We start from the raw sequence: 21,072 nt of genomic DNA on the forward strand, positions 1-21,072 counted from the left end.
GGTTATATCCAACCCCAGCCCTCTGTTGACTGCCATACACAGTGCTTACATGGGAATCCAGGTCAAGACAGATGCTCCTAAAGGACTTCAGACCCTTTCTCAACCCCATAAGAAGGTCAAAGTTAAGCATGGCTATCTCCCTGGACCCTTCAACCCGCAGAGCGGAGAGGAAGCGGCTTATGGTGGATTGAACCGGGAAGCCGAAAATGCCCGCTACCTTCTGGAATACCCTGTCGGTACAGAGACCCTTCATATGGCTCGGCCTCGGATAACCCAAAAAGATACCGTAAAGAAGGCTCGTGAACATCGCACCAACGCTATATTTACTCACCCTCCGGCCCTCTACTTTCACCCTCTCTTCTATCCTCTCCTGGATACGGTGTCTCTTAAAGAATCTCCTTATAAGCCCTGTGCCCCCGAACCGGGTGAGGTTACTCCCGGTGAACTGCTCAAAGACCTCCTTTATTTTTTGATTGCCTGTCCCTCTTTTTTGAGATATATTCTTTTTCACTTGTTCAGTGCCTCCTCTATAGCTTTTAAGGTTTGTGAAACACCCTTATTTTACTATAGTTGGAGGCACTTTTGTCTAGAAAAATATCCCTTTCATGCATAATTTGGGTTTAATTTAAAAGCTATATGGGTTTAAACTAGGACTTAGTTTGATAGTGACCCAATTTCCATAATTAATACTTCTGAGGGTTGAGGAAAATAGAATGCAAGAATTAATGATAGAATTAGGAAATATTCAAACAGTTCTAGTTATTGTTGTAATATTTTTGCTTCTTGTAGTATTAATCTTTCAAATACTATTCAGATACAAACCAGATAAAACAATTGAATTATTTTCTCGCATAGAAAGTTTACAAAATACACAACATCGATTTGAAGATGTCTTACGTCAAGAGTTAGCACAAATCAGAATTGATTCAGCAACCACGACTCGTGAGGGGCGGGAAGAACTCACCAGAACATTTGTTTCTATTGGGGAGTCGATATCAAAGCGCTTAACTGAGAATAGTGAATTGCAACAGAATGCACTGTATAATTTTTCTAATCAACTTCAAGCTTCAGCACACTCGTTTCAAGATTCAACCGAGAGGTTTCGAGTAACCCTTGAACAAAGCCTAAAATCATTCGAAATTGAAATCAGTAATAAACTTGAAAAAACTAGGGAAGATAGCAATTACTCGGCGTTACAACTGCGAAATGAAGTTCTCTCGGCTCTGACGACATTTAACGACTTGGTTTTAAAAGGGATTGGCGAGATGGCTCAACTTCAGAAAGGACAACTTGAGACGTTTTCAGAAAATATTTCGAAGTTGACTTTATCGAATGAGACCAAGCTTGAGACCTTACGAGAAATAGTTGAGAGAAAATTAAATCAAATTCAAGAAGACAATGCAAAGCAGATTGAACAAATGAGAATCACAGTTGATGAGAAGTTGCAGGGTACTCTTGAAAAGCGGCTCGGAGACTCCTTCAGACTGGTCTCAGAACGTCTTGAGCAGGTTCATAAGGGTTTAGGTGAGATGCAAAGTTTAGCATCAGGCGTAGGTGATTTAAAACGAGTTTTAACAAATGTGAAGGCGAGGGGTGGATGGGGCGAGGTGCAATTAGGCGCTATTCTTGAGCAGATGCTTACACCAGACCAATTTGAGAAAAATGTCAAAACTAAAGATGGAAGCGACGAGGTTGTAGAATATGCTATCAAATTACCTGGACAGGACATAGATAAAATGGATGTAGTATGGCTTCCAGTGGATTCTAAATTCCCAATAGAGGATTATCAGCGACTAGTTGATGCACAGGAAAGAGCTGACCTCACCTCGGTGACGGAGGCGAGTAATTCGTTAAGGGCAAGAGCAATCAGTTGTGCTAAAGAGATATCATTAAAATATCTCTATCCACCTAACACTACAGATTTTGGAATTATGTTTCTTCCTGTTGAAGGACTTTATGCTGAGGTTATAAGACAGCCAGGTCTAATAGAAGAGTTACAACATAGTTACAGGGTTGTTGTTACGGGACCAACTACATTTGCAGCATTACTTAACAGCCTGCAAATGGGTTTTCGAACACTCAAAATACAAAAACAATCGAGTGAGGTATGGAAAATACTAAGCGCTGTCAAAACGGAATTCGATAAATTTGGCTCTGCAATAGATGCTGTTAAGAAAAAGTTGCAAGAAGCATCAAATAAAATTGAAGATGTAGATACTCGCACGCGAGCAGTTCGGCGTAGATTGCGAAAGGTAGAAGAATTGCCGAGTTCAGAAAAAGCTAGTACGATACTTGAAATCTCAGAATCTTTTGATGAAGACAAAGATGCCTGACGAGATTGATTAAAAAGAATGTCGATATTTATACCACGCAAGTCCCATTTGTTAGAATCTCTATTGTTTTTAATGAGTAGTTAGTCAGACCAAAGGGTAGTTATGACTGAAATTCCAGACGCCAAAGAAAAGCACACAACCTATGAGAATTTCATCGCACGCTGTCCATCGTGCGGTTTTAAGAATGTATTCAACCGTGCCTCCGACCTCAGAGACCTTACGCCGATAGGTAGTAAGCAGGTGAATTGCCTCAATTGCTGTCAACCATTTAATATTAGCGGTGATTCTATAAACTCAGCTTACGAAATGCTGATTTATGATTGCTATGAACTCCGAGACGCAAAACATTATATGTACTGCATTCTAAACTTGGCTCAAGCTTTTGAAGTATTCTTTAGCCAATATCTTCGTGTCAAACTTCTTTATTGGCCCTACGTCACGGATTCAATGCGAGACATTAACCAATTGAACCGTCTCGCCGGTTTTTTCTATGGTAAGGTTAAGAAGCACCCATTCGTAGCAATGCGGAACCTATTCTTTTTTCAAGTGCTTCGACAGCAGTCGCTAAGCTCATTGGTCGAAGCTGAAGCAAGCATCAATGCATTACCAAAGAAGCCATCAGAGCCTTCAGATAAGGACATAAAATCCATTGCTGATCCAAAACTATCTGGTCTCCTAATCCGGCTAAAGTACTGCAAAGTAGCAGACTTAAGGAATCAAGTTATTCATCAACGCGCATATAGGCCAACGCTTGAGGAAGTAAATGATGCCCTGGAGGAAACGCGTAAGATTTTATTTCCACTTGCCAAAAAGCTTAAGATGTATGGCGATGATTTGAACCGGTACATTAGCAAACATCACCAAAATCGACGTAGTAAAAGTTAACCCTTTTGCCTCATAATAAAGAAAGATAGGGAATGACTTAACTTTGAGGTTTTATGCTTATGAAATTTTAACTCATTACTCTTCTTGAAAGTCAAATGTTGAGACGATGTTTTGTCACTATGTTATCTGTTTATCTCCTCCCAACTCGGTATCCCGCCCAGGCTTTTAGCGGTTTTCACCGCTCTTATTATTGCCTCGGAGATAAGCTCGGCGGCGATGATGCCAACCGCATTGGCGTCTGCGTCGAGGTCTCCGCAGGATACGGCGAAAACCAGATCTCCGTCTGAAATGGTGTGTGCCGGTTTGATGACCCTGGAGAGGCCGGTTTGTCCTACCCGGGCGATGCGGATAAGCTCAGCCTTGGAGAATTTAGCATTTGTGGCAACGACAGCAAGGGTGGTGTTTTCAAAAGGCTCTACCGTTCTGGTAAACCCTTTTTTAAACAATTCAACAGAGCCGAGAAACTCCTTCCCCTTGGGTGAATTTCTTACCCCAGCTATTACCTCGCCGCTATTGGGATCTACTACATCGCCGAATGCATTGACCACAACAATCACTCCTATAACCGCTCCGTTATCCAAAGTGTAGCTTGCGCATCCGATACCACCCTTCGTTGCTGTTTTGATGCCGAATATCTTTCCGATGGTGGCGCCGGTTCCTACGCCGATACTTCCCTCTTCTACAAGAGAAGACGAGGCGGCGAGACAGGCTTTATATCCCATCTCTCCATCCGGCCTTATTTTTCCGTTGCCGATTCCCAGGTCGAAGATCACTGCCGTGGGAACGGAAGGAACTATCCGGCCATAGCCGACATCCAGTCCGATTCCTTTTTCCTCAAGATATTTCATCACCCCGCCCGCTGCATCCAAGCCATAGGCGCTGCCGCCGGTTAGAAGAATGGCGTGGACTTTCCCAAAGGAATGATAGGGTAGGAGTCCATCGATTTGTCTTGTGCTCGTTCCGCCGCCCCTTAAGTCGACTGCGCCTATTGCTTCACGGTCAAACAATATGACCGTGCAACCGGTTATGGCTTCAAAATCAGAGAAATGTCCGCCCCTTACTCCGGGTACATCGGTGATCGAACCCATGCATATCATTGTAAATTAATACGGTTACTTTCCAAGTTGTTTTATGGGGGAAATGCCCTCGGTTGAAAATTGACCTGGGGTCGTTAGCAGTAGTAAGCGAGAAATTGTGTACGGTCATTCCTGCGGAACTTGTCCTCGACCATGGTCGGGGAGTAGGAATCCAGGTTTTAAAAATGGATACCCGATTAATGCATTCGGGTATGACAGATGAGTGGATACCCGATTAATCCTGTCCCCAAATGTTTTTATTGGGGAACGTTCGGGTATGACGGATGAGTGGATTCGCGACAAAGCTTATTTGCAATGAAGGCGGGAGTCCCATGGCCACCCACAGTGAATCATCAAGCTAAAAACACAGCGGGTTTTAGCCGTCTCTTGAAACTGTAGAAAGTGCCTCTCTAATCTTGCTCTGAACCTCTTTCATGTGTTCGTCATCCCTATATTTAGCCCTGGGCCAGAAGAATCCTTTTAATCCGTCTTTTTTTCTTCTGGGAACTATATGGATGTGTAGATGCGGCACGCTTTGGCTGACCTTGTTGTTCAGTGCGACAAAGCTGCCCTCAGCCTGCATAGCCAATTCCACCGCCTGGGTCAACCTTTTTACATTCAGAAATATCTTCTCGATCAGAGTCGAATCAAGGTCAATCAGGGTTGGGATATGCTTTCGGGGTATCAGCAGACAATGGCCCGGAAATAACGGTCTATTATCCAAGAATGCTAGTGAGGGCTCATCCTCAAAAACTATATACGCACTGGTTTTGCCGCTTACGATATCACAAAAATCACATTCGATGTTTGAATTAAAGTAGGTGGCCAGCCTGAGCTGCGACATTGTGTCTCCCGGTTTATATATGTATTCTCAGGTCTATCAACTCGAAGCTGAACAGATGAATGAGCAGGACATCGGGAAGTTTCACCAGTAAGAATTTATCAACGAGCTAGCCGGCTATACCCTTGCGAAATTCCGCGCCTCTCTGTACCAAGCAGGCGCCCGCTCGATTGCCTCTATCGCCGCTTTAGGACTTGATGCCAACTGCCACATTTCTCCATGTCTTTTGTCCATGAACCGTTCGGAGATACATCGATTCAAAAGCTCGACACAGGGGTCGAAGAAACCTTTAGTATTGACCATTATAATCGGCTGAAGATAGATGCCCAGCCGCTTGAGGGTGATAGCTTCAAAAAGCTCTTCCAAAGTGCCTGAGCCTCCGGGCAAGGTTATGAACGCATCGCTCTCGGAGATCATTAAACGCTTTCGAGTTTGAATGTCATCAACCAGCTTCACCTCGGATAAACCGGGGCGAACCGACACTAGGTCGGACATAAACTTGGGGATGACACCGATAATTCGTCCGCCTTCGGCAAGCGCACCATCGGCCAGAGCACCCATCGATCCGATTCCGCCCCCTCCATAAATAATGGTGTATGACTCTTTAGCCAGCAGGCGACCGAGCTCATAAGCAGATTCCATGTACTCTGGGTCGCAGCTACTACTAGAAGCGCAAGAGACGCATACCGTCTTACTTCTCAACCCTGCTTGCATCTTATCTATCGCCGATATGAAATATTACCGCTCAGTCTAATTTAAACCCTCACCTTAGTCAACGTGATGCCAGGGTCTCTTTTGCAGGGGGCGTTCCATCACCTATCCATCAGAAGCTCCGACAATGCTAAAGAATTGGGTATCGCCGCACCGGCGGCGGTGTTGTCAAAAATACACCAGGTCTCAGCCGAGCCGGCAGGTTCTTTTACCGATTTGGCGATTGATTTCAGTTGTTCATAAGTGTAAGCAGAATAGTATTTCTTCGGTGAACCGTGCAGACGAAAATAGGCGAGGCCATTCCATCCGCCTGGCTTACCCCCTGATGGTGTAGGGGCAGGGTCGGCCGCTACTCTTGCCACTAGGAATCTGGCTAACAATTCGTCAGCTTGAGCGGTGAACCAGCTTTTGTGGCGCGGCTCGCAAACCACCTTTACTTTGAATAGCCTTCGAAACTCCGCAAAGAAGGTTTTTGCTATTTCTTCATCGAAAGATAAACTGGGTGGTAGTTGTACCAAAAATGGACCGAGTTTATCACCCAAACCACTCACCTCCTCAAGAAACTGTTTAATCAAATTGATATCCTGGAGACGGGATACATGTGTAATCTGTTTTGGGATCTTAACTGCAAACCGGAAATACTCCGGCACAGCCTCAGCCCATCTTTGGTAAGTAGATGTCTTATGTGAACGGTAAAACGACGAGTCAATCTCTACCGCGTTAAACCGTGAAGCATATCTTTCAAGATGGGAACCGGTTGCCGGAAAGTACTCGTTGTACTCTTTTGGAATTGTCCACCCGGCACAGCCGATGTGTATACTCGCGGGTTTCATATTTAAATGATAATAGCAGGTTGATAATTCACTAATTTTACCCAAAGCAGTATAATGCTTTTAATGAGTTAGGAGGTTAGAGACGATGGCAAAGAAACGGACAAAAGAGCAGGTACATGCGGTGAAGGCCTTTCTACGGGTTCCGGAACTTACAAAAGCTGGCCACTCTCTTCTTCTCGCTATTTCCGCGCACGACGAGAAAATAGGCACACTGGAAATTGGGCAAGGCTCGCTCTATTGGACTGGAAGATTCCGCAAAAAAAGTAAGCGAATTGACTGGAGTAAGTTCGCCGATATGATGGACAAGCTTGCATACGAATCTTAGAAGGTTCTAGGATCATTCAACCTTTCAAGTTTTACTTACTAATCGGTGCATAAAATAGTTTACACTCTGTTATAAATCATGTGCAATATAATGCATGAATATACGAGATGCTCGTTCGCTTCCGGCAGTAGCTCAGGAAGATATTCGTATTAAAGCCCTGCTGGTTAAGTCTAGAGTCTTATATATATTGAAGGATTAATACCTTTGTCGCTTCGACTACGGTAACGAAGTCCTATTGACTTGTAGGGCAAAAATTTGTTAATTTTGGGTGAATTAAGAGGGCGGAGCTACATTGAGGGACCCGTCTGATTAACCGTCCCAATTCCATTTAACTGATTAAAGATAACCATTCACGAACCACCGGTGACCTGCTTATTATCACATTTTTAAGCCTTCTACGCATTGTTATGGTTGAATATGTAGAGTCTTTGCTGGCAAATACGATAACCAGCACTAGTTATAGCCTAGATAATGAATATTTGTCTTACGCTTTGCTTGATAAATTATAACGGAGAGCGTTACCTAGAAGAATCGCTCGGGTCTGTTATTGCTCAAAGGGGAAAATTCAAAGAGATTCTTTTGATCGATAATGCTTCGGTAGATAAGAGTCTGGAGATAGTCAATGACCGATTTCCCGGCGTAAAGGTAGTCAAACTCGGTAATAACCTCGGACCCGGAGCAGCCAGGAATGTGGGATTTAAAACGGCATCTAACGACCTAATTCTTTTCATGGATAACGATGTATATCTTTCCTCTGAATGTCCTGACAGGCTCTTAAAGGCAATTGGTGACAATCCCCTGGCGGCCGTAGCAATGCCCCGTGTTCTTTATGCCGACAGGAGAGACCTGATTCAATACGACGGTGCGGATAGTCATATTCTCGGACTCATGACACTTCATAACGTAAACCAGCCGGTATCTTCAGCAGCGAACAGCACCAGAAAAATTAGTTCATTGGTCACCGCCTGTTTCCTGGTAGACCGCAGAAAATGGGAAGGAGTGGATCCCTTTGACGATAGCTTTATCTTCAATTATGAGGATCATGACTTCGGGCTTAGGACCCGAATTAGGGGATACGAGGTTTTATCTGTACCCTCAGCCTGTTGTTATCACGGTGAGGGGACAGATAGGCTATCACTGCGAGAAGGGAAGAGCTACTCCAGGGTGCGAGTCTATTGTCTTATTCGCAACAGGTGGCAACTGATTCTTAAAAACTATCAGTTTAAAACTATTTTTCTTTTATCTCCTATGTTCTTTGTTTATGAAGCCTTTCAGCTAGGCGGGGTTATCGGAAAGGGGTGGTTTAGCGAGTGGCTTAAAGCCCTTTTTTGGATATTCTCACATCCAGTCGAAATACTAGAAAAACGGCGAATCGTCCAAAAATCGAGAAAAACCCCAGACCGTGAAATTCTCGTAGGTGGCCCGGTCCCATATAGTACCGAGCTGATAAAGAGTCCATTGGAGCGGGCGGGCAAGAATCTTCTGGATTTCCTGGCGAAGTTTTTCTGGAGTCAGGTGAAGAGGTTTATTTAAGTTAATCATATGATCCTGAGTATGTTTTTGAGGGTATTTTAATGAACGTATTCATTTGTCGAGGAGTGTTATGAGAAAGGAATTAAGTAATTTATACGACGGGTTTTTTAGAACCTCTTCTGAAGGCGGGTTATTGCTATAGAGCATCAACATAGATCATTCTTGAAGTACGTAGTTGTTATTGCCCGGAATTTCTTCAAAATAGCAGTGTAAAATTTTTGTCTTTTGAATCGGTGAAGAAATTCTAACTTGGATATGGACTGGTCATCGAGGGCTTGGCAATAAAGTTAGCTGCCTAACATCTAATAAAGAGGTAGATATTTTCCGTGACTTTCTGTTAACACTTTCTATGTTCACATTCATTATTCCTCAGGAGGCCAGGATATATAGTCTGATGATTCTGCTTACGTTTCGATTCTATTGCATAGCTCCATAATCTTTCCAAGCTGTTTATTCAAACTCCTCCCTGGTAAAACCCTTACTTGCGATAAATAGTCTCTTAGCTAAGAAAATTAATGAGATGAATATCAAAAGAAAAAAGGAACTAGGACGCTTTTTTCTCTGGAAACAAGGGAAAACGGGGCAAAAGTCATTCCAAGCCCAAGCGAAAGAGTATCTAGATCTTGTTATGCCTGTGCATACTTTAGGTGCTGTTTCCCTGGTTTTTATATTGGCATCCGTGTTGATGTTCCTCTTTTTGGATAAAAAGAGTCTTTGGCTAGATGAGGCATTTAGCGTTACCATGGCCCAGCAGGATTGGACGACTCTCTTGCGAATCTTATCCGAGGGTGAGGCAAATATGGGTCTCTACTATATATTGCTAAAATGGTGGGTAAATATAGGCCAGAGTGAATTTGTAGTCAGAAGTCTTTCCGTCCTTTTCGCCCTGGCTACAGTGCCGATGGCTTATGCGCTTGGGGCACGCTTATTTGGGTTACAAGTGGGGATCATTACTGCATTGCTTCTTACTGTGAATGCCTTTTTTATCCGGTACGCCCAAGAGGCCCGAGGTTACAGCCTCGTACTCCTGTTGGTTACCCTTTCCTCATATTTCTTTGTAAAGAGCATAGAGCGACCTTCCAGGAAACTCTGGATTGCCTACATCATTAGCAGCGTGCTGGCTGTTTATGCACATTTCTTCGCGGTTATAGTCTTGTTGGCTCACACCATATCACTGGTTTTTTTGCGTCGACAAAATGTCTCGTGGAAAGGGCTGGTGGTTAGTGGTGTGATTATCATTCTTCTTTTAGTACCCTTGGTTCTCTTTATATTGAGTCGAGGCAATGTAGGTTTAGGCTGGATTCATCAGCCTAACCTATATAGCATATACCAATTGTTCTACGAGCTAGTAGGACGAGGTGGTCGTCTGCTGCTGGTGGTATACCTTATACCATGTTCTATTGCTTTCTTCCTTGCTGTCAGGACGTGGTTAGGTTCTAAGACATCCCTTAATACCTGGCGCTACACCTTCTTGCTAATCTGGTTATTCATTCCTATAATAATCGCCTTCTCCTATTCGTTCATCGAACCTATATTTTGGCCACGTTTCTTCATTATATGCCTCCTACCTCTTGTTCTCTCCGCAAGTGTTGGCTTATGTTATATACGTTATCCTTGGGTTTTTGCAACTATACTTATCATACTAATAGTTCTGTCGGGACGTGCGGTAATAGGTTGGTACTCGGGTTATGATAAGGAAGGAGGTGAAGATTGGAGAAGTGCGACTAGACTTGTAGTATCTATGATACAACCAGGAGACACAGTTCTCTTCTTCCCTCCCTATGTGAGTTTGCCTTTTGACTACTACCTTCACAGACTTGGTTCACGGGATAAGATCCCGGATGCTATATACCGTTCGTCGGGAACTTACATCGCCAGCAGATTTCAAAAAGGTCGGTGGCCTGACCTTGATAGAAGCTTTCTTGACCAACTTTCGGTCCAATACCGCCGTGTATGGATAATCGTAAGAAATCTTCATCGTCTGGAGAACCAGCATAATCACTTTATCCTGTCGTTGCAAAGCAAGTACAAACTTGTGGAGACTCGACAGTTAAAAAAGATAACAGTTTTACTTTATGACATTTCGCCCCTTGAGTCACAGCTATATGAGAAAAGTCAAGGAGAAGTTCCAATCGGGCTTATGCAAAATTAAGACCGAGCGGTTAGATCATCGCCCACTTTGATGATGAAAATCTTGAAGAATTTAAAACTGGAATCAATTAGAAGTGAATTTGTAATACTAATAATTTTATTTGTTGGTATATCTCTCAGAATCTATGATTTGGGCAGTGAGAGTATTTGGCTGGATGAGGCAGTATCGATTAAATGGGCTAATTTAAGTCCATTTCAGATTTTAGTTGCTACTTCTAAAGATGTTCATACACCGCTGTATTACATCATTCTACATTTCTGGATTAGTTTGTTTGGTGACTCTGAATTTTCTACCAGATTTTTATCACTGATATTCGGCCTGCTTTCGATATTCATGGTTTATCGGGTGGGAAGTTTAATTTCTGATAGAGAGACAGGGCTCTTGAGTTCCTTAATATTAGCATTATCAGCATTTCACATCTATTATTCCCAGGAAATTAAAATGTATAGTCTCCTGTCTTTGCTTATTCTGCTCTCCATGTATTTCTTCATAAAAATTCTAAAGGGGAAAAATCTTATAGTCTCGATTGGTTATGTCGTATCCAGCACCTTTCTAGTGTATGTGCATTCCTTTGGCATATTTATCATAATAGCGCAGAATGTTTTTATCTTTACGCTGTTTCTATCATCCAAGCGGGAGGGTTTTGAGCTAAATTTAAGGAGATGGGTTTTACTGCAAGTTGTGCTAATTGCTCTATTCACACCGTGGATTATGATCTTAATAAAGCAAATATTGCGAGCACAAAGTGGATCTAAAATCGGTTGGATACCAGAACCTTCAATACATTCGATAATCAAGTCTTTTAAGCTGTATTCTGGGTCTAATTTATTACTTTGCCTTTTTCTAATATTATCTTTTTTTTCTTTAGCGACACATGAAAAATCACTGGGTAGAACGAATTGGAAAAAATCGCTTAACTCTACTGCTGGCAATAAAGGGTATGTTCGATTGTCTAATTTCTATAGAAATTATTTGTTATTGGTCTGGTTATTAACCCCAATCGTTTTGCCATTCGTGATTTCTAAGGTCTCAGCTCCGATTTATTGGTATCGGTATACGATAGTGGCCTCTTTGGCATTTTATCTATTGGTGGCGAAAGGAATAAGGAGCATAGGCAGTGGATACCTTAAGTTGGCTATAATTGGCTTGGTCATCCTAGGCTCCTTAGCGGGTATTCAGGGGTATAATTTGACGACTAACAAAGAACGTTGGAGGGAAGTAGTAGCCTACGTAGAAACAAATGCTGAACACGGGGATTTGCTTTTGTTTAATGCGGGTTATAGTCAGGTACCCTTCGATTACTATTCTAGAAGAACCGACTTAATTAAAAGGCCGTTTCCAGAAGACACAATAACCGTCGACAAAGAAAACATAAAAGAACTGGCAAATACTATAGAAGGTCATAATAGGGTTTGGGTTATACAATCTCATAGTGGCGACTCTGAGGGATTAATCAATAAGACGCTCGGTAAATCTTATAACTTATCCTATTACCAGGAATACGTCTCCATACCTTATGCTAGTGACAAAAAATATACTAGCATAGGGGTAAATCTATTCCAGAAAAAATGAGGAATATTTTTTCTTTCTTCATTTCCTTGTTTAAATAACATTTGCACTTATTTATTGCCTATGGCTGTACTGCCCAAAGATAAGTTTCGTACGGGGATATATGACTCCGTCCTCGAGGAACTGGAAAAAGAGGTATTAAAGGATCGGAGGTACACCTCTTACTTCTCCGGTCATAAAGCCCGGTACAGAAGCGACCTGCAGGTGATCGATAGTTATTACGCCGGAGGGGAGATTCTGGAAATCGGCTCTTTGCCTTGCCATTTAACCTATTGCTTGAAGCAGTTGGGCTATCCGGTTATTGGTTTGGACCTCTATCCAGAAAGGGGGGCTTCTTTTATTGAAAATCATGGTCTTGAGGTGCTAAAGTGCGATATAGAGAATGAAAGGATCCCGCTAGATGATGGCAGATTTGAGCTAATTTTATTCAACGAAGTTTTTGAGCACCTCAGAATAGACCCAATATCTGCCTTGCTAGAGGTGAGAAGAGTACTGAAACCCGGAGGCACTTTAATACTAACGACGCCAAATCTTTATTCTCTGGAGAACGTGGTCTCATTTTCTCTTGGGAAAGGTCTGGCAATTAATGCCTATAAAGAATTCGCAAAACTCCACACAGTAGGTCATATGGGTCATATACGAGAGTACTCGAGACGAGAGATTAAAGAATTTCTGGGAAATACTGGCTTCCAGGTAATAGACGTAAGACACCGGGTTTATAATAAAAGCAGTAAGGGTATCTTCGTAGATTTTTTGTACTATTTGGCTCCTTTCTGTCGTCCCTACCTGGTTGTGATCTGTAGGAAGAAAATTTGATGTCCCTAACAAGCACGGATTGGCAGAAGGTCAAAAAGGATTTACTCCTGGCTGCCTCTTCACATTTTTTTTACAAGGTCGCTGGCTATCTAATACTTAGCATACTGACACGTTATCTGGGTAAAGAAGAGATGGGAGAGTTCTTCTTCGCCGCTGCTTTAGCTAACTTTTTCGGCCTGTTTGCGAACTTGGGCACGGATAACTATATCATACGAGAGGTTGCCGCTAACCCGGAAAAAGCATCCCAATACTTTTCCGAAGTGATATCACTTCGTCTTCTTCTTTTTAGTCTATATTTTATCATCTTGAACGGGTTTGCATTCATATTTAAGCCCGCCCTCGTGCTGGTTATCTTTCTGACCTCGGTTTATGATTCTTTAGACGGGCTCTATCAAAGCTTTGGGGCACTATTCCTCGGACTCAAGAAAGTGATATATAACGTAATAGTTGGGGTCAGCACAAGACTGTTCTTGGTCGGGTTAATTATCACCATTGTCGCCTCCAAGGGTAGCCTGACCGAAATACTGGCTGGCTATATCTCCGCGAATGCCCTTTTAGTATTAATCGCCTTCATAATATTCCGACTAAAAGTCGGAAGGCTAAAATTTTCCTGGAGCGAAGACTCTGTTCGACGGGTCGTTCAAATATCATTTCCATTCTTTCTCATGAGTGCCCTTGGTCTTGTTCATTTTAAGGTGGACACACTCATGCTGGGGTTTTTGAAACCCTATTCGGTTGTGGCAACATACGAAGCCGCTTATAAATTACTGGAAGCATCCCGTTTCTTAATCCTGCCAATCGGGATGATTTTTTTCCCTATTTGCTCGGAAATGGCCGCCGGTCAAAACTGGCACTCTATACGTACTTTATTCAGGAAAATGCTCTTGGTCACTGGAATTATAGGCGGGGGTATTACTTTGGCTGTAGTTATGGGAGCGGGTTTTATCATGCCGGCAGTATTTGGGGCCAAATATTTGGACTCTATTTCCGTTCTTAAAATACTTTATTTGAGTGTCCCAGTGCTTTATATGGGAATGATCGGATCACTCGTTGGCAAGTCTATTTTCCTCGAGAAAAAAATCGTAAAGATCATGGTCGTATGTGTAATCATAAACATAATCCTAAACGGCATAACTATTCCGTTTTGGGGTGCTCCAGGAGCGGCTTGGACGACATTTGTCTCGGAGACTATTCTGGCAGTGTGGTTGATAAAACTCAATTTTCAAGAGCTACGGGTTTTGTGTTCTAGGGAACCGGTCGGCTTATTGAGAGAGGAATTAGACCATGTCTTATGAGACTCTTTACTTTGATTTTCATGGTATTTTTCTAAAAGTGGTATCAAACGACGAAAAGCTCTCTTCTTTCCTCGAGAGCGATTTTTCCTATTTTCGTGTTAATACATCGGAGGAAGAGAAAACACCGGAGGTTAACGTCTCGGTCTTCCTGGAGGTCCCTCCATACCACAAGATCCCGGAGGGTGTTTTGGCCGCCTACCATACCAAGGACTCTGTAGTTTACAAGCATGGAGACACGCTTTATTTCGACTCTTTCGGAAAGGCCTTGGTAATACAGGATTGCCCCCGTAATTCGGTGGAGGTTTACAGCCAATCCCGCGACATTTTGTATGAGAAGTGTTATCTCATAATCATGAGTCGCGTAGGGGAGCTGCTCGACAGAAATAAACTCCACCGGATTCATGCGATGGGGGTTGTCTATGAGGGGAAGGCGGTACTCTGCCTACTCCCGATGGGAGGTGGAAAGACGACCCTTACCCTTTCCCTCCTTAAGAATAAAAAGTTCTCGCTTCTTTCGGAAGAGGTTCCTCTGGTGTCGTCAAACGGTATTTTATACCCATTCCCTATTCGTATGGGGGTAACGGAAGGTACTCCTCTCTACATCCCGGAGAAATACCTAAAACCCTTTAGGCGAACGCACTACGAACCTAAGACGCTCATAGACGTAGTTTACTTCAAAGACCAAATCGCACCGGCTGCCCAGCCCGGATTTCTTTTTGTGGGGAAGCGGATACATTCGTCTAAACCGCAGATTATCAAAATTTCTACCTGGAGAGCATTCACCGCCCTTTTTCGTCTTTGTGTGATGGGGGTGGGCTTGCCCCAGTTGATGGAATACCTTCTCCGCTTCGACTTTGGAGATATCGCCAGGCAATTTCCCATCCTCTTTTCCAGGTTTCGAGCCTCTTTGGTCCTGGCCCGGCATAGCCAGACTTATGAGCTTCGTCTCGGCTATGATCGAGATGCCAACGCCGAGTTCGTAGCTGATTTTATCGCCGAAAGAATCAAAGGATAGAAGAAACGCGGATAATGAAAAAACATTATAAAATCGCAATGGTAGCGGCATGTCCCTTCCCCTATCCCCGGGGGACTCCTATAAGGATTTTAAGGATGGCCGAAGCCCTCTCTGGGAGGGGGAATGAGGTGCATGTGGTAACCTATCATCTTGGTGAAGTCCCTGTCCACTCCTGTTTTCAAATTCACCGTATCCCAAACATAAAAACATATGGCAAATTATCTCCAGGCCCGACCTATCAAAAGCTTATTATCTTAGATTCACTCTTAGCCATCAAACTTTTGAAGGTCTTGAGGAAATACGATATCGACCTTATCCACGCTCATAATTACGAGGGGCTTTTTATTTCTCATTGCGTGCGGAAATTAACGAAGCATCCCCTCATTTACGATGCACATACCCTCCTTGAATCTGAATTTCCCTTTTATCACGAGCTTGGATGGCCCAGCAGGATAAAAAAAGGATTCGGTCAGCGTGTCGACCATTGGCTCCCCAAGCGTGCGGACCACGTCATTTCAGTGACGTACGAGATAAAGAAGAAGCTGATTGAAGATGCCGGTATGTCTCCGGAGGATATTAGCGTTGTATCGAACGGAGTTTCATCTGAGTATTTCCAGGTTGGGCCTGAGGAGCGAAGGCTCTCCCCTGATGGGAAGAAAACCTTGATTTATGCCGGTAATCTGGCCGCCTATCAGAGAATCGACCTTCTCCTCAAGGTTTTTAGGGAGGTGCTGAACAAGCGTGGGGATGTTCGTCTTCTTATCGTCTCCGATTCCCCGTTTGATTATTACGAGCCCTTGGCCGGTGTACTGGGGATTCGAGGTAATATCGACGTAGTTTCATCCGAGTTTAAAAGTCTTCCCGGGTATCTGGCCGGGGCGGATATTGCACTGAATCCTCGTACCGACTGTGACGGAATTCCCCAGAAGCTACTTAATTACATGGCGGCTGCAAAACCAATCATTTCTTTCGAAGGATCCGCCAGGAATATCGAACACGGAAAGACGGGATGGGTCATCGAAAATGGGAATATATCTGCTTATGCAGACGCCATCCTTAATCTGCTTGAGGACACAGAAACTGCAAATAAGCTAGGGGAGAATGCCAGGAGACTGGTTACCTCGGAGTTTACCTGGGAAAAAACGGCAGAGAAGACAGAAGCAGCTTATGAATACGTCTTGAATAATGGAAAACCGAGATGAGGAAAGTCTCAATCAAGCTTTTGATACGAAGATTTGTCCTGGCAACTTCGTTTCCTCCTTTTCTTCAAATTTACCGGGCAATCTATGCTTTGGTAATCCGGGTCACACTAGGCGTTTTCAAAAAATATCCTCAGATTAAAGCAGTTTACCTGAGACGGGGAGGTGCAAAAGGGGAAATCCTTCCTCTGGTGAGCGACGTTGATTTCGCCGTTATTGGTGAGCGATTGAACGAAGAAGACGAGAGAGAATTGCATCAGGAATACAACCGGTTGGTGCAGGTTACCACACTGCTGGACCGAACCCTCGAATTTTATGATGAAGGTACGTTTTACAACCAATATCAGACAAACGACTATTTTCAGTACCGCTTCATGGAGGGGAAAAAAATCTGGAAGCTTCTTTACGGGAAAGACTATCTGGCCGACCTTGCCGAGCTTCCCATCGAGAAGATGTACGGCGGGTTTTTCACCGAGATCAAAGTATGGTGGTCTCTTTTTGCCTGGCGGTTCTTTCAAGCAAGAAAGTATAACGACGAGGCGGTGACACGGAACAATGCCTGTTACAAGACAGTAAGTGAAATTCTCAAAATGAACCTGGCCTTAAACCATGGGATATTAGAATTCGACAGAAAAAAAGCTCTTGAACTGTCCAGCCCCCAGTTTAAAGGCAAGGAGCTCGCCTTCCTGAGCAAATTGGAGAAAAAAGCAAAGGTACGTTTTCGTTCGGATGAGCCGAGCATTCTTGACGAGGCCAACGATTTCGTCATAAGTTATCTTGACCATTTTTACGGAGAGAGCCGGAATCATCCCTACGCCAGGCCGCTTAGGGACGTAGCGCAGAGGGTTGACTGTGCGAAAGGTGAAATGATCTTGAATGAAGAAGAAGACACCCACATCGGAAGTCTGGTCCACTTTGTGAAAGAGAATTGGCCGGATAGCTACTTCGGAGCGTATCTGGCTTCTAGCGCTTATTTCAACATTGACGAACTCCTGCTGATGGTAAGGATAAATCCGGAAAGGGTTCCTACCGTACGGGAAATTACGGCATTCAATCAATTCCACTGGAGCACCGGTCCGCATTTACGGTCTAGAATAAGACTCTTTCTTTTGCTTCCAAACGCCGCTTTTCAGGTTGACCCGGATGACCTTAAAATGAGCTGGCAATCTATTCTAACCCCTTCGAGCAACCCAGATTTGTTCGAATTACTCAGCCGTCCCGAATTCACGGTTGATGGAGGAAGCTACCAGCCAAATACTTCTTTCGCCTGGAATCCGTTCGTGGAACATTTCTTCTGGGAAGAAAAAATGCTCTTTTACCAACTGCTCCAGAATCCCTCGGTTTATAAGTTGAACAATCTGGATTTTCTCAGAATATTCTGGAAAACCGCCCAACTAGTTATCATGAACCGCTCGGCGAAGAGGAGTGAGATTATTTATCCCCTCACTCTACCGGCCATAGAACGGTCGTTGGCGGAGGAGGGTATTCCGCTTCCTGGTGAGCTGAACGGCCTGGCCGGGGCTTACCGGAACGAGATTAAAGGTAAAGACACCGGCATTGCCGGCCTGATTCCCCGAGCGATTCTTTATCTAAAGGAGATTAACTCATGAGTGACATGGAGCGATTGAGGACATCGGTGGTGATCGTAACCAAGGACCGTCCGGAGAATCTCAGGACGCTCCTCCGCTCTTTAGTCGGGCAGTCGCTTAAGCCGGATGAGGTATTGGTCGTCGACAACAACTCAAAGAAGAGTTATGAGTCTGTTTTCGAGGAATTTAGGAATATTTTGCCATTAAAGACTTTTGTAGAAACGACCCCCGGCATCCCCGCAGCCCGGAACCGGGGCATTCAGGAATCCAGTGGAGACATAATTCTTTTTACCGACGATGACTGCGAAGCAGGTAATACATGGGTGGAAAACCTGGTAAAGCCTTTTTATCAAAACCCTTATATCGGAGCGGTGGGTGGTGAAATCTTCTCGGCAGAAAAAAACGGCAGTCTTGTCGAAGAGTTTTGTATTTCCGAGACACTGATGAGAATGGGAAGACAGGAGGCAGAAAACTAATGATAATCGATATTACCAAGAGTGGTTATCAAAAAGGATACCTTCCCAAGGAAGGGATAGGCGTTTTTCATCCCTTTTTTGCCACCGCCAACGCTGCCTTCCGTAAGGAGGCTCTTCTCAAGACCGGAGGGTTCGACCCGAGATGCAGCACGGGAGAGGATATAGACCTCTCCATACGGGTGGCAAAAGCCGGCTATGAACTCTGGTTTGAACCATCCGCCCATATTACCCATTTTCATCGGTATACCTTGAGGGGGCTCTTGAAGCAATGGTTTAATTATGGTTACGGACATGCCTATCTCTTCAAGAAGCACATCAGGAGACGTCGTCTGCAGTTCTACCGTTATGACCTGTCTCCTAATAATAAAAACCCCTTTGGAATTGCCCGTGTCTTTGATATACCTTTCCCGGTTTACGGGATGGTTTTTCTGAACAGCTACCACCTAATGCATTTTAGCTTGTTGATAGCAGTTATCGCTTTTTTACTCTCGTTTTTTAAACTGGCGATTTTAGCCATGTCCACGTCGGTCTTGGCGGCTGCCTGGTATTTTGGGATGAGGTTTGATCCCCGAAACCCTTTTAAATCACTTTTATTCTCCGGGATCCGTTATATCGCCGACGGGGCGTATGTTTTGGGTGGGTTTATAGGCGGCGTTAAAGAGGGAATGATTTATCTCGAAGCAACCAGGACACGAAAACAAGGATAGATTAAACCTGTTTTTCATCTTTGAGGCTTCTTCTTAAGTAAAAGTAGGTCGTAGATTAAGATAAGGGTTGTGCCATGCCGCTGGCTCCACAAATGCATCTTACACTGAAGAATTTGAAGAGGGATATTCTCAGGAAATGCCGAAATTACTTGATACAGGGCAATAGCTACGCCCCTATGTATTTTGTCAATTGCCAGATATACCGCTTGCTCGAATATCTCATGAAAAAACGTTATTCTTCACTCCCGGGGGTCACTTCCATATACCTGGCCCATGGTCAGGCCGTTGGGGAGATATATCCCGGTTTAAGTGACTTCGACCTGGCTATAGTTTTTGAGACGTTGAAAAAGCACAAATTTTACGATGACCTTAGAAAGCCGTGGAGTTCTTTTAAACGGTTTTTCCCGTCTCGTGATATGTTGTTATTCACGAGACCGGAATTCGACCTCTGGCAAAATTTCGGGGGCGGAGAACCGTTGGACGAGCTGAGGCATTGGAAGTGTATATACGGTCCTGACCTCCGTCTTGACAATTACGAGCTCGATAGTCCTCAAGCGGAAAGGGATCGCTTTCTTCATGCGCTTGCCAAGTATCACACGCTTCTGTCGTCGGTAATCAAGGAAGAACCCGGCACTCCGTATATTGCCGTGGCGGCCCGAAGGAGCCTTTATAAAGCATTTTGCTCGTCGGTCCTACCGCTCGACAGAAAGTACCTGAATGTGGGAAATCAGTTCCAACGCCTTCAGCGATGGTCTGAAGATAATCGAAAAGAGAATAACCCCGTGGTAAGAGAGTTGATAAAGATGCGTGAGACCCGATTTCATAGCGGCTCAATTTCAGCCTTTAGGTTCTCGGCCTGCGCGTTGGCTTATGAGGTTATCGATAAAGCTCTGGAAAACTTTACATGCGGACACAATTTCCCGCCCAACGGCGTTCCTGGTTACGAAAAAACTATACCCCTTTCCAATCTATCTCAGGTAAAGGAGAAAATTAATGTTTTGGCGTTGGGCATTGCGGAGCTTCTGCAGGAAAAACTGGAAACCGTTATGCTCGCCTCGGACGGGTCACACTTCGGCTACAAGTTATTATGTATTCTCCGGAGCGGCCTTTCCGCTGAAGAGGTAGAAGAAGCGCTAAGAGCGGTGCACGTAGTTTTCCGAATACAAGATAATCCCTGGTTCAACGAACACTTCCCAGCCAAAGTCCCAATTATCTATTCCAGGAACATGTTCAAAGTACATCTGCAGTTATGGCCGTTTGACCGGAACTATCTCCACTCCCATCGGGTGATACTTTACGGCAGGGATTTATATCAGGAGTTGACGGAAACCAGACCGGTGACGGGTGAGAGAGATAATTTCGAGGATGAACTGTTGCGCGAGAGGATAAATTTTTCTCGTTATCTCCATCAGGCTTACCTGGAGAGGCTGAAACCGGCACTATACCATGCCGTTACTCTTATTTTCCCTCGATTGTATGTACTCCATGAGCTGGGCTGGGCGCCCTCGACTGCTGAAGAAGCTATCTTTTATTATGAAAAAATTAAGACCCCTGAAGTTGCTAATTACCCAGGGATTTTCTTTAAGAAATATGGGAATAAAAATATCGATACCATAGTGCGCACCATGCCGGAGGATGAATTCGAAAAAGTTTGGGATTTTTTAACCGAAGAATTTATGATCGAAGATTATCAAGCCATATTTGAAGCAGGCTAAAG

The 21,072-nt window shown here is 44.0% G+C and carries 19 protein-coding genes; 14 read left to right on the top strand and 5 right to left on the bottom strand.

Annotated elements, in window-relative coordinates:
- Window positions 1-511: transposase (locus VNN20_14725; GenBank protein HWP93444.1), on the bottom strand; the 511-nt coding region annotated here is incomplete at its 3' end.
- 202 nt (window positions 512-713) lie between these two features.
- Between VNN20_14725 and rmuC the strand changes: the two genes are divergently transcribed.
- Both rmuC and VNN20_14735 read left to right on the top strand, forming a co-directional pair.
- Window positions 714-2,333 (top strand): DNA recombination protein RmuC, encoded by a 1,620-nt coding sequence (rmuC, locus tag VNN20_14730; protein HWP93445.1) that lies wholly within the window; start codon window positions 714-716, stop codon window positions 2,331-2,333.
- Window positions 2,334-2,435: 102 nt separating this feature from the next.
- Window positions 2,436-3,218 carry a hypothetical protein gene (locus tag VNN20_14735; GenBank protein HWP93446.1) on the top strand — a complete coding sequence of 261 codons (783 nt, stop codon included), beginning with the start codon at window positions 2,436-2,438 and terminating at the stop codon, window positions 3,216-3,218.
- A gap of 122 nt (window positions 3,219-3,340) precedes the next feature.
- Here VNN20_14735 and VNN20_14740 read toward each other — a convergent pair whose 3' ends face one another.
- From VNN20_14740 to VNN20_14755, 4 genes are all read right to left on the bottom strand, one after another.
- Window positions 3,341-4,306 carry a P1 family peptidase gene (locus VNN20_14740; protein ID HWP93447.1) on the bottom strand — a complete coding sequence of 322 codons (966 nt, stop codon included), beginning with the start codon at window positions 4,304-4,306 and terminating at the stop codon, window positions 3,341-3,343.
- Window positions 4,307-4,670: 364 nt separating this feature from the next.
- Window positions 4,671-5,138, bottom strand: a complete 468-nt coding sequence (locus VNN20_14745; protein ID HWP93448.1) for an HIT family protein — start codon at window positions 5,136-5,138, stop codon at window positions 4,671-4,673.
- Window positions 5,139-5,252: 114 nt separating this feature from the next.
- A complete protein-coding gene (locus tag VNN20_14750; protein ID HWP93449.1) occupies window positions 5,253-5,849 on the bottom strand; it encodes a TIGR00730 family Rossman fold protein in 597 nt (198 codons plus the stop codon).
- A 98-nt stretch (window positions 5,850-5,947) separates the two neighbouring features.
- Window positions 5,948-6,679 carry a DUF72 domain-containing protein gene (locus VNN20_14755; protein HWP93450.1) on the bottom strand — a complete coding sequence of 244 codons (732 nt, stop codon included), beginning with the start codon at window positions 6,677-6,679 and terminating at the stop codon, window positions 5,948-5,950.
- Window positions 6,680-6,764: 85 nt separating this feature from the next.
- Here VNN20_14755 and VNN20_14760 point away from each other — a divergent pair, with 85 nt between their 5' ends.
- From VNN20_14760 to VNN20_14815, 12 genes are all read left to right on the top strand, one after another.
- Window positions 6,765-7,004: a hypothetical protein gene (locus VNN20_14760; GenBank protein HWP93451.1), complete on the top strand. Its 240-nt coding sequence runs from the start codon at window positions 6,765-6,767 to the stop codon at window positions 7,002-7,004.
- 471 nt (window positions 7,005-7,475) lie between these two features.
- Entirely contained in the window at window positions 7,476-8,537 is a 1,062-nt protein-coding gene (locus tag VNN20_14765; protein HWP93452.1) for a glycosyltransferase family 2 protein, read from the top strand.
- A gap of 520 nt (window positions 8,538-9,057) precedes the next feature.
- Window positions 9,058-10,689 carry a glycosyltransferase family 39 protein gene (locus VNN20_14770; GenBank protein ID HWP93453.1) on the top strand — a complete coding sequence of 544 codons (1,632 nt, stop codon included), beginning with the start codon at window positions 9,058-9,060 and terminating at the stop codon, window positions 10,687-10,689.
- A gap of 42 nt (window positions 10,690-10,731) precedes the next feature.
- On the top strand, window positions 10,732-12,261 hold the full coding sequence (locus VNN20_14775; GenBank protein ID HWP93454.1) for a glycosyltransferase family 39 protein: 1,530 nt from the start codon (window positions 10,732-10,734) through the stop codon (window positions 12,259-12,261).
- 60 nt (window positions 12,262-12,321) lie between these two features.
- Window positions 12,322-13,074, top strand: coding sequence for a class I SAM-dependent methyltransferase (locus VNN20_14780; GenBank protein HWP93455.1), 753 nt, complete (start codon window positions 12,322-12,324; stop codon window positions 13,072-13,074).
- On the top strand, window positions 13,074-14,369 hold the full coding sequence (locus tag VNN20_14785; GenBank protein ID HWP93456.1) for a flippase: 1,296 nt from the start codon (window positions 13,074-13,076) through the stop codon (window positions 14,367-14,369). Before VNN20_14780 ends, VNN20_14785 begins: the two co-directional genes overlap by 1 nt.
- Window positions 14,359-15,384 carry a hypothetical protein gene (locus tag VNN20_14790; GenBank protein ID HWP93457.1) on the top strand — a complete coding sequence of 342 codons (1,026 nt, stop codon included), beginning with the start codon at window positions 14,359-14,361 and terminating at the stop codon, window positions 15,382-15,384. The genes VNN20_14785 and VNN20_14790 overlap by 11 nt, the downstream gene beginning before the upstream one ends.
- Window positions 15,385-15,398: 14 nt before the next feature.
- The gene (locus VNN20_14795) at window positions 15,399-16,586 is read left to right on the top strand and encodes a glycosyltransferase family 4 protein (protein ID HWP93458.1); all 1,188 of its coding nucleotides are present in this window, start codon (window positions 15,399-15,401) and stop codon (window positions 16,584-16,586) included.
- Window positions 16,583-18,193, top strand: a complete 1,611-nt coding sequence (locus VNN20_14800; protein ID HWP93459.1) for a hypothetical protein — start codon at window positions 16,583-16,585, stop codon at window positions 18,191-18,193. The genes VNN20_14795 and VNN20_14800 overlap by 4 nt, the downstream gene beginning before the upstream one ends.
- Window positions 18,190-18,648 (top strand): glycosyltransferase family A protein, encoded by a 459-nt coding sequence (locus VNN20_14805; GenBank protein ID HWP93460.1) that lies wholly within the window; start codon window positions 18,190-18,192, stop codon window positions 18,646-18,648. Before VNN20_14800 ends, VNN20_14805 begins: the two co-directional genes overlap by 4 nt.
- Complete coding sequence (locus VNN20_14810; protein HWP93461.1) at window positions 18,648-19,355, top strand: glycosyltransferase family 2 protein; 708 nt, start codon at window positions 18,648-18,650, stop codon at window positions 19,353-19,355. The genes VNN20_14805 and VNN20_14810 overlap by 1 nt, the downstream gene beginning before the upstream one ends.
- A 74-nt stretch (window positions 19,356-19,429) precedes the next feature.
- On the top strand, window positions 19,430-21,070 hold the full coding sequence (locus VNN20_14815; protein HWP93462.1) for a hypothetical protein: 1,641 nt from the start codon (window positions 19,430-19,432) through the stop codon (window positions 21,068-21,070).
- The last annotated feature ends 2 nt before the right edge of the window (window positions 21,071-21,072 follow it).

Source organism: Thermodesulfobacteriota bacterium (genome assembly GCA_035559815.1).
Taxonomy (GTDB): Bacteria; Desulfobacterota_D; UBA1144; order Nemesobacterales; family CSP1-2; genus DATMAT01.

Coding starts and splice junctions, on each gene's coding strand:
- VNN20_14800 (HWP93459.1), top strand. CDS start 16,583: ATGAGGAAAGTCTCAATCAAGCTTTTGATACGAAGATTTGTCCTGGCA.
- VNN20_14760 (HWP93451.1), top strand. CDS start 6,765: ATGGCAAAGAAACGGACAAAAGAGCAGGTACATGCGGTGAAGGCCTTT.
- VNN20_14745 (HWP93448.1), bottom strand. CDS start 5,138: ATGTCGCAGCTCAGGCTGGCCACCTACTTTAATTCAAACATCGAATGT.
- VNN20_14750 (HWP93449.1), bottom strand. CDS start 5,849: ATGCAAGCAGGGTTGAGAAGTAAGACGGTATGCGTCTCTTGCGCTTCT.
- rmuC (HWP93445.1), top strand. CDS start 714: ATGCAAGAATTAATGATAGAATTAGGAAATATTCAAACAGTTCTAGTT.
- VNN20_14765 (HWP93452.1), top strand. CDS start 7,476: ATGAATATTTGTCTTACGCTTTGCTTGATAAATTATAACGGAGAGCGT.
- VNN20_14780 (HWP93455.1), top strand. CDS start 12,322: ATGGCTGTACTGCCCAAAGATAAGTTTCGTACGGGGATATATGACTCC.
- VNN20_14795 (HWP93458.1), top strand. CDS start 15,399: ATGAAAAAACATTATAAAATCGCAATGGTAGCGGCATGTCCCTTCCCC.
- VNN20_14810 (HWP93461.1), top strand. CDS start 18,648: ATGATAATCGATATTACCAAGAGTGGTTATCAAAAAGGATACCTTCCC.
- VNN20_14790 (HWP93457.1), top strand. CDS start 14,359: ATGTCTTATGAGACTCTTTACTTTGATTTTCATGGTATTTTTCTAAAA.
- VNN20_14815 (HWP93462.1), top strand. CDS start 19,430: ATGCCGCTGGCTCCACAAATGCATCTTACACTGAAGAATTTGAAGAGG.
- VNN20_14740 (HWP93447.1), bottom strand. CDS start 4,306: ATGGGTTCGATCACCGATGTACCCGGAGTAAGGGGCGGACATTTCTCT.
- VNN20_14755 (HWP93450.1), bottom strand. CDS start 6,679: ATGAAACCCGCGAGTATACACATCGGCTGTGCCGGGTGGACAATTCCA.
- VNN20_14805 (HWP93460.1), top strand. CDS start 18,190: ATGAGTGACATGGAGCGATTGAGGACATCGGTGGTGATCGTAACCAAG.
- VNN20_14785 (HWP93456.1), top strand. CDS start 13,074: ATGTCCCTAACAAGCACGGATTGGCAGAAGGTCAAAAAGGATTTACTC.
- VNN20_14770 (HWP93453.1), top strand. CDS start 9,058: ATGAATATCAAAAGAAAAAAGGAACTAGGACGCTTTTTTCTCTGGAAA.
- VNN20_14735 (HWP93446.1), top strand. CDS start 2,436: ATGACTGAAATTCCAGACGCCAAAGAAAAGCACACAACCTATGAGAAT.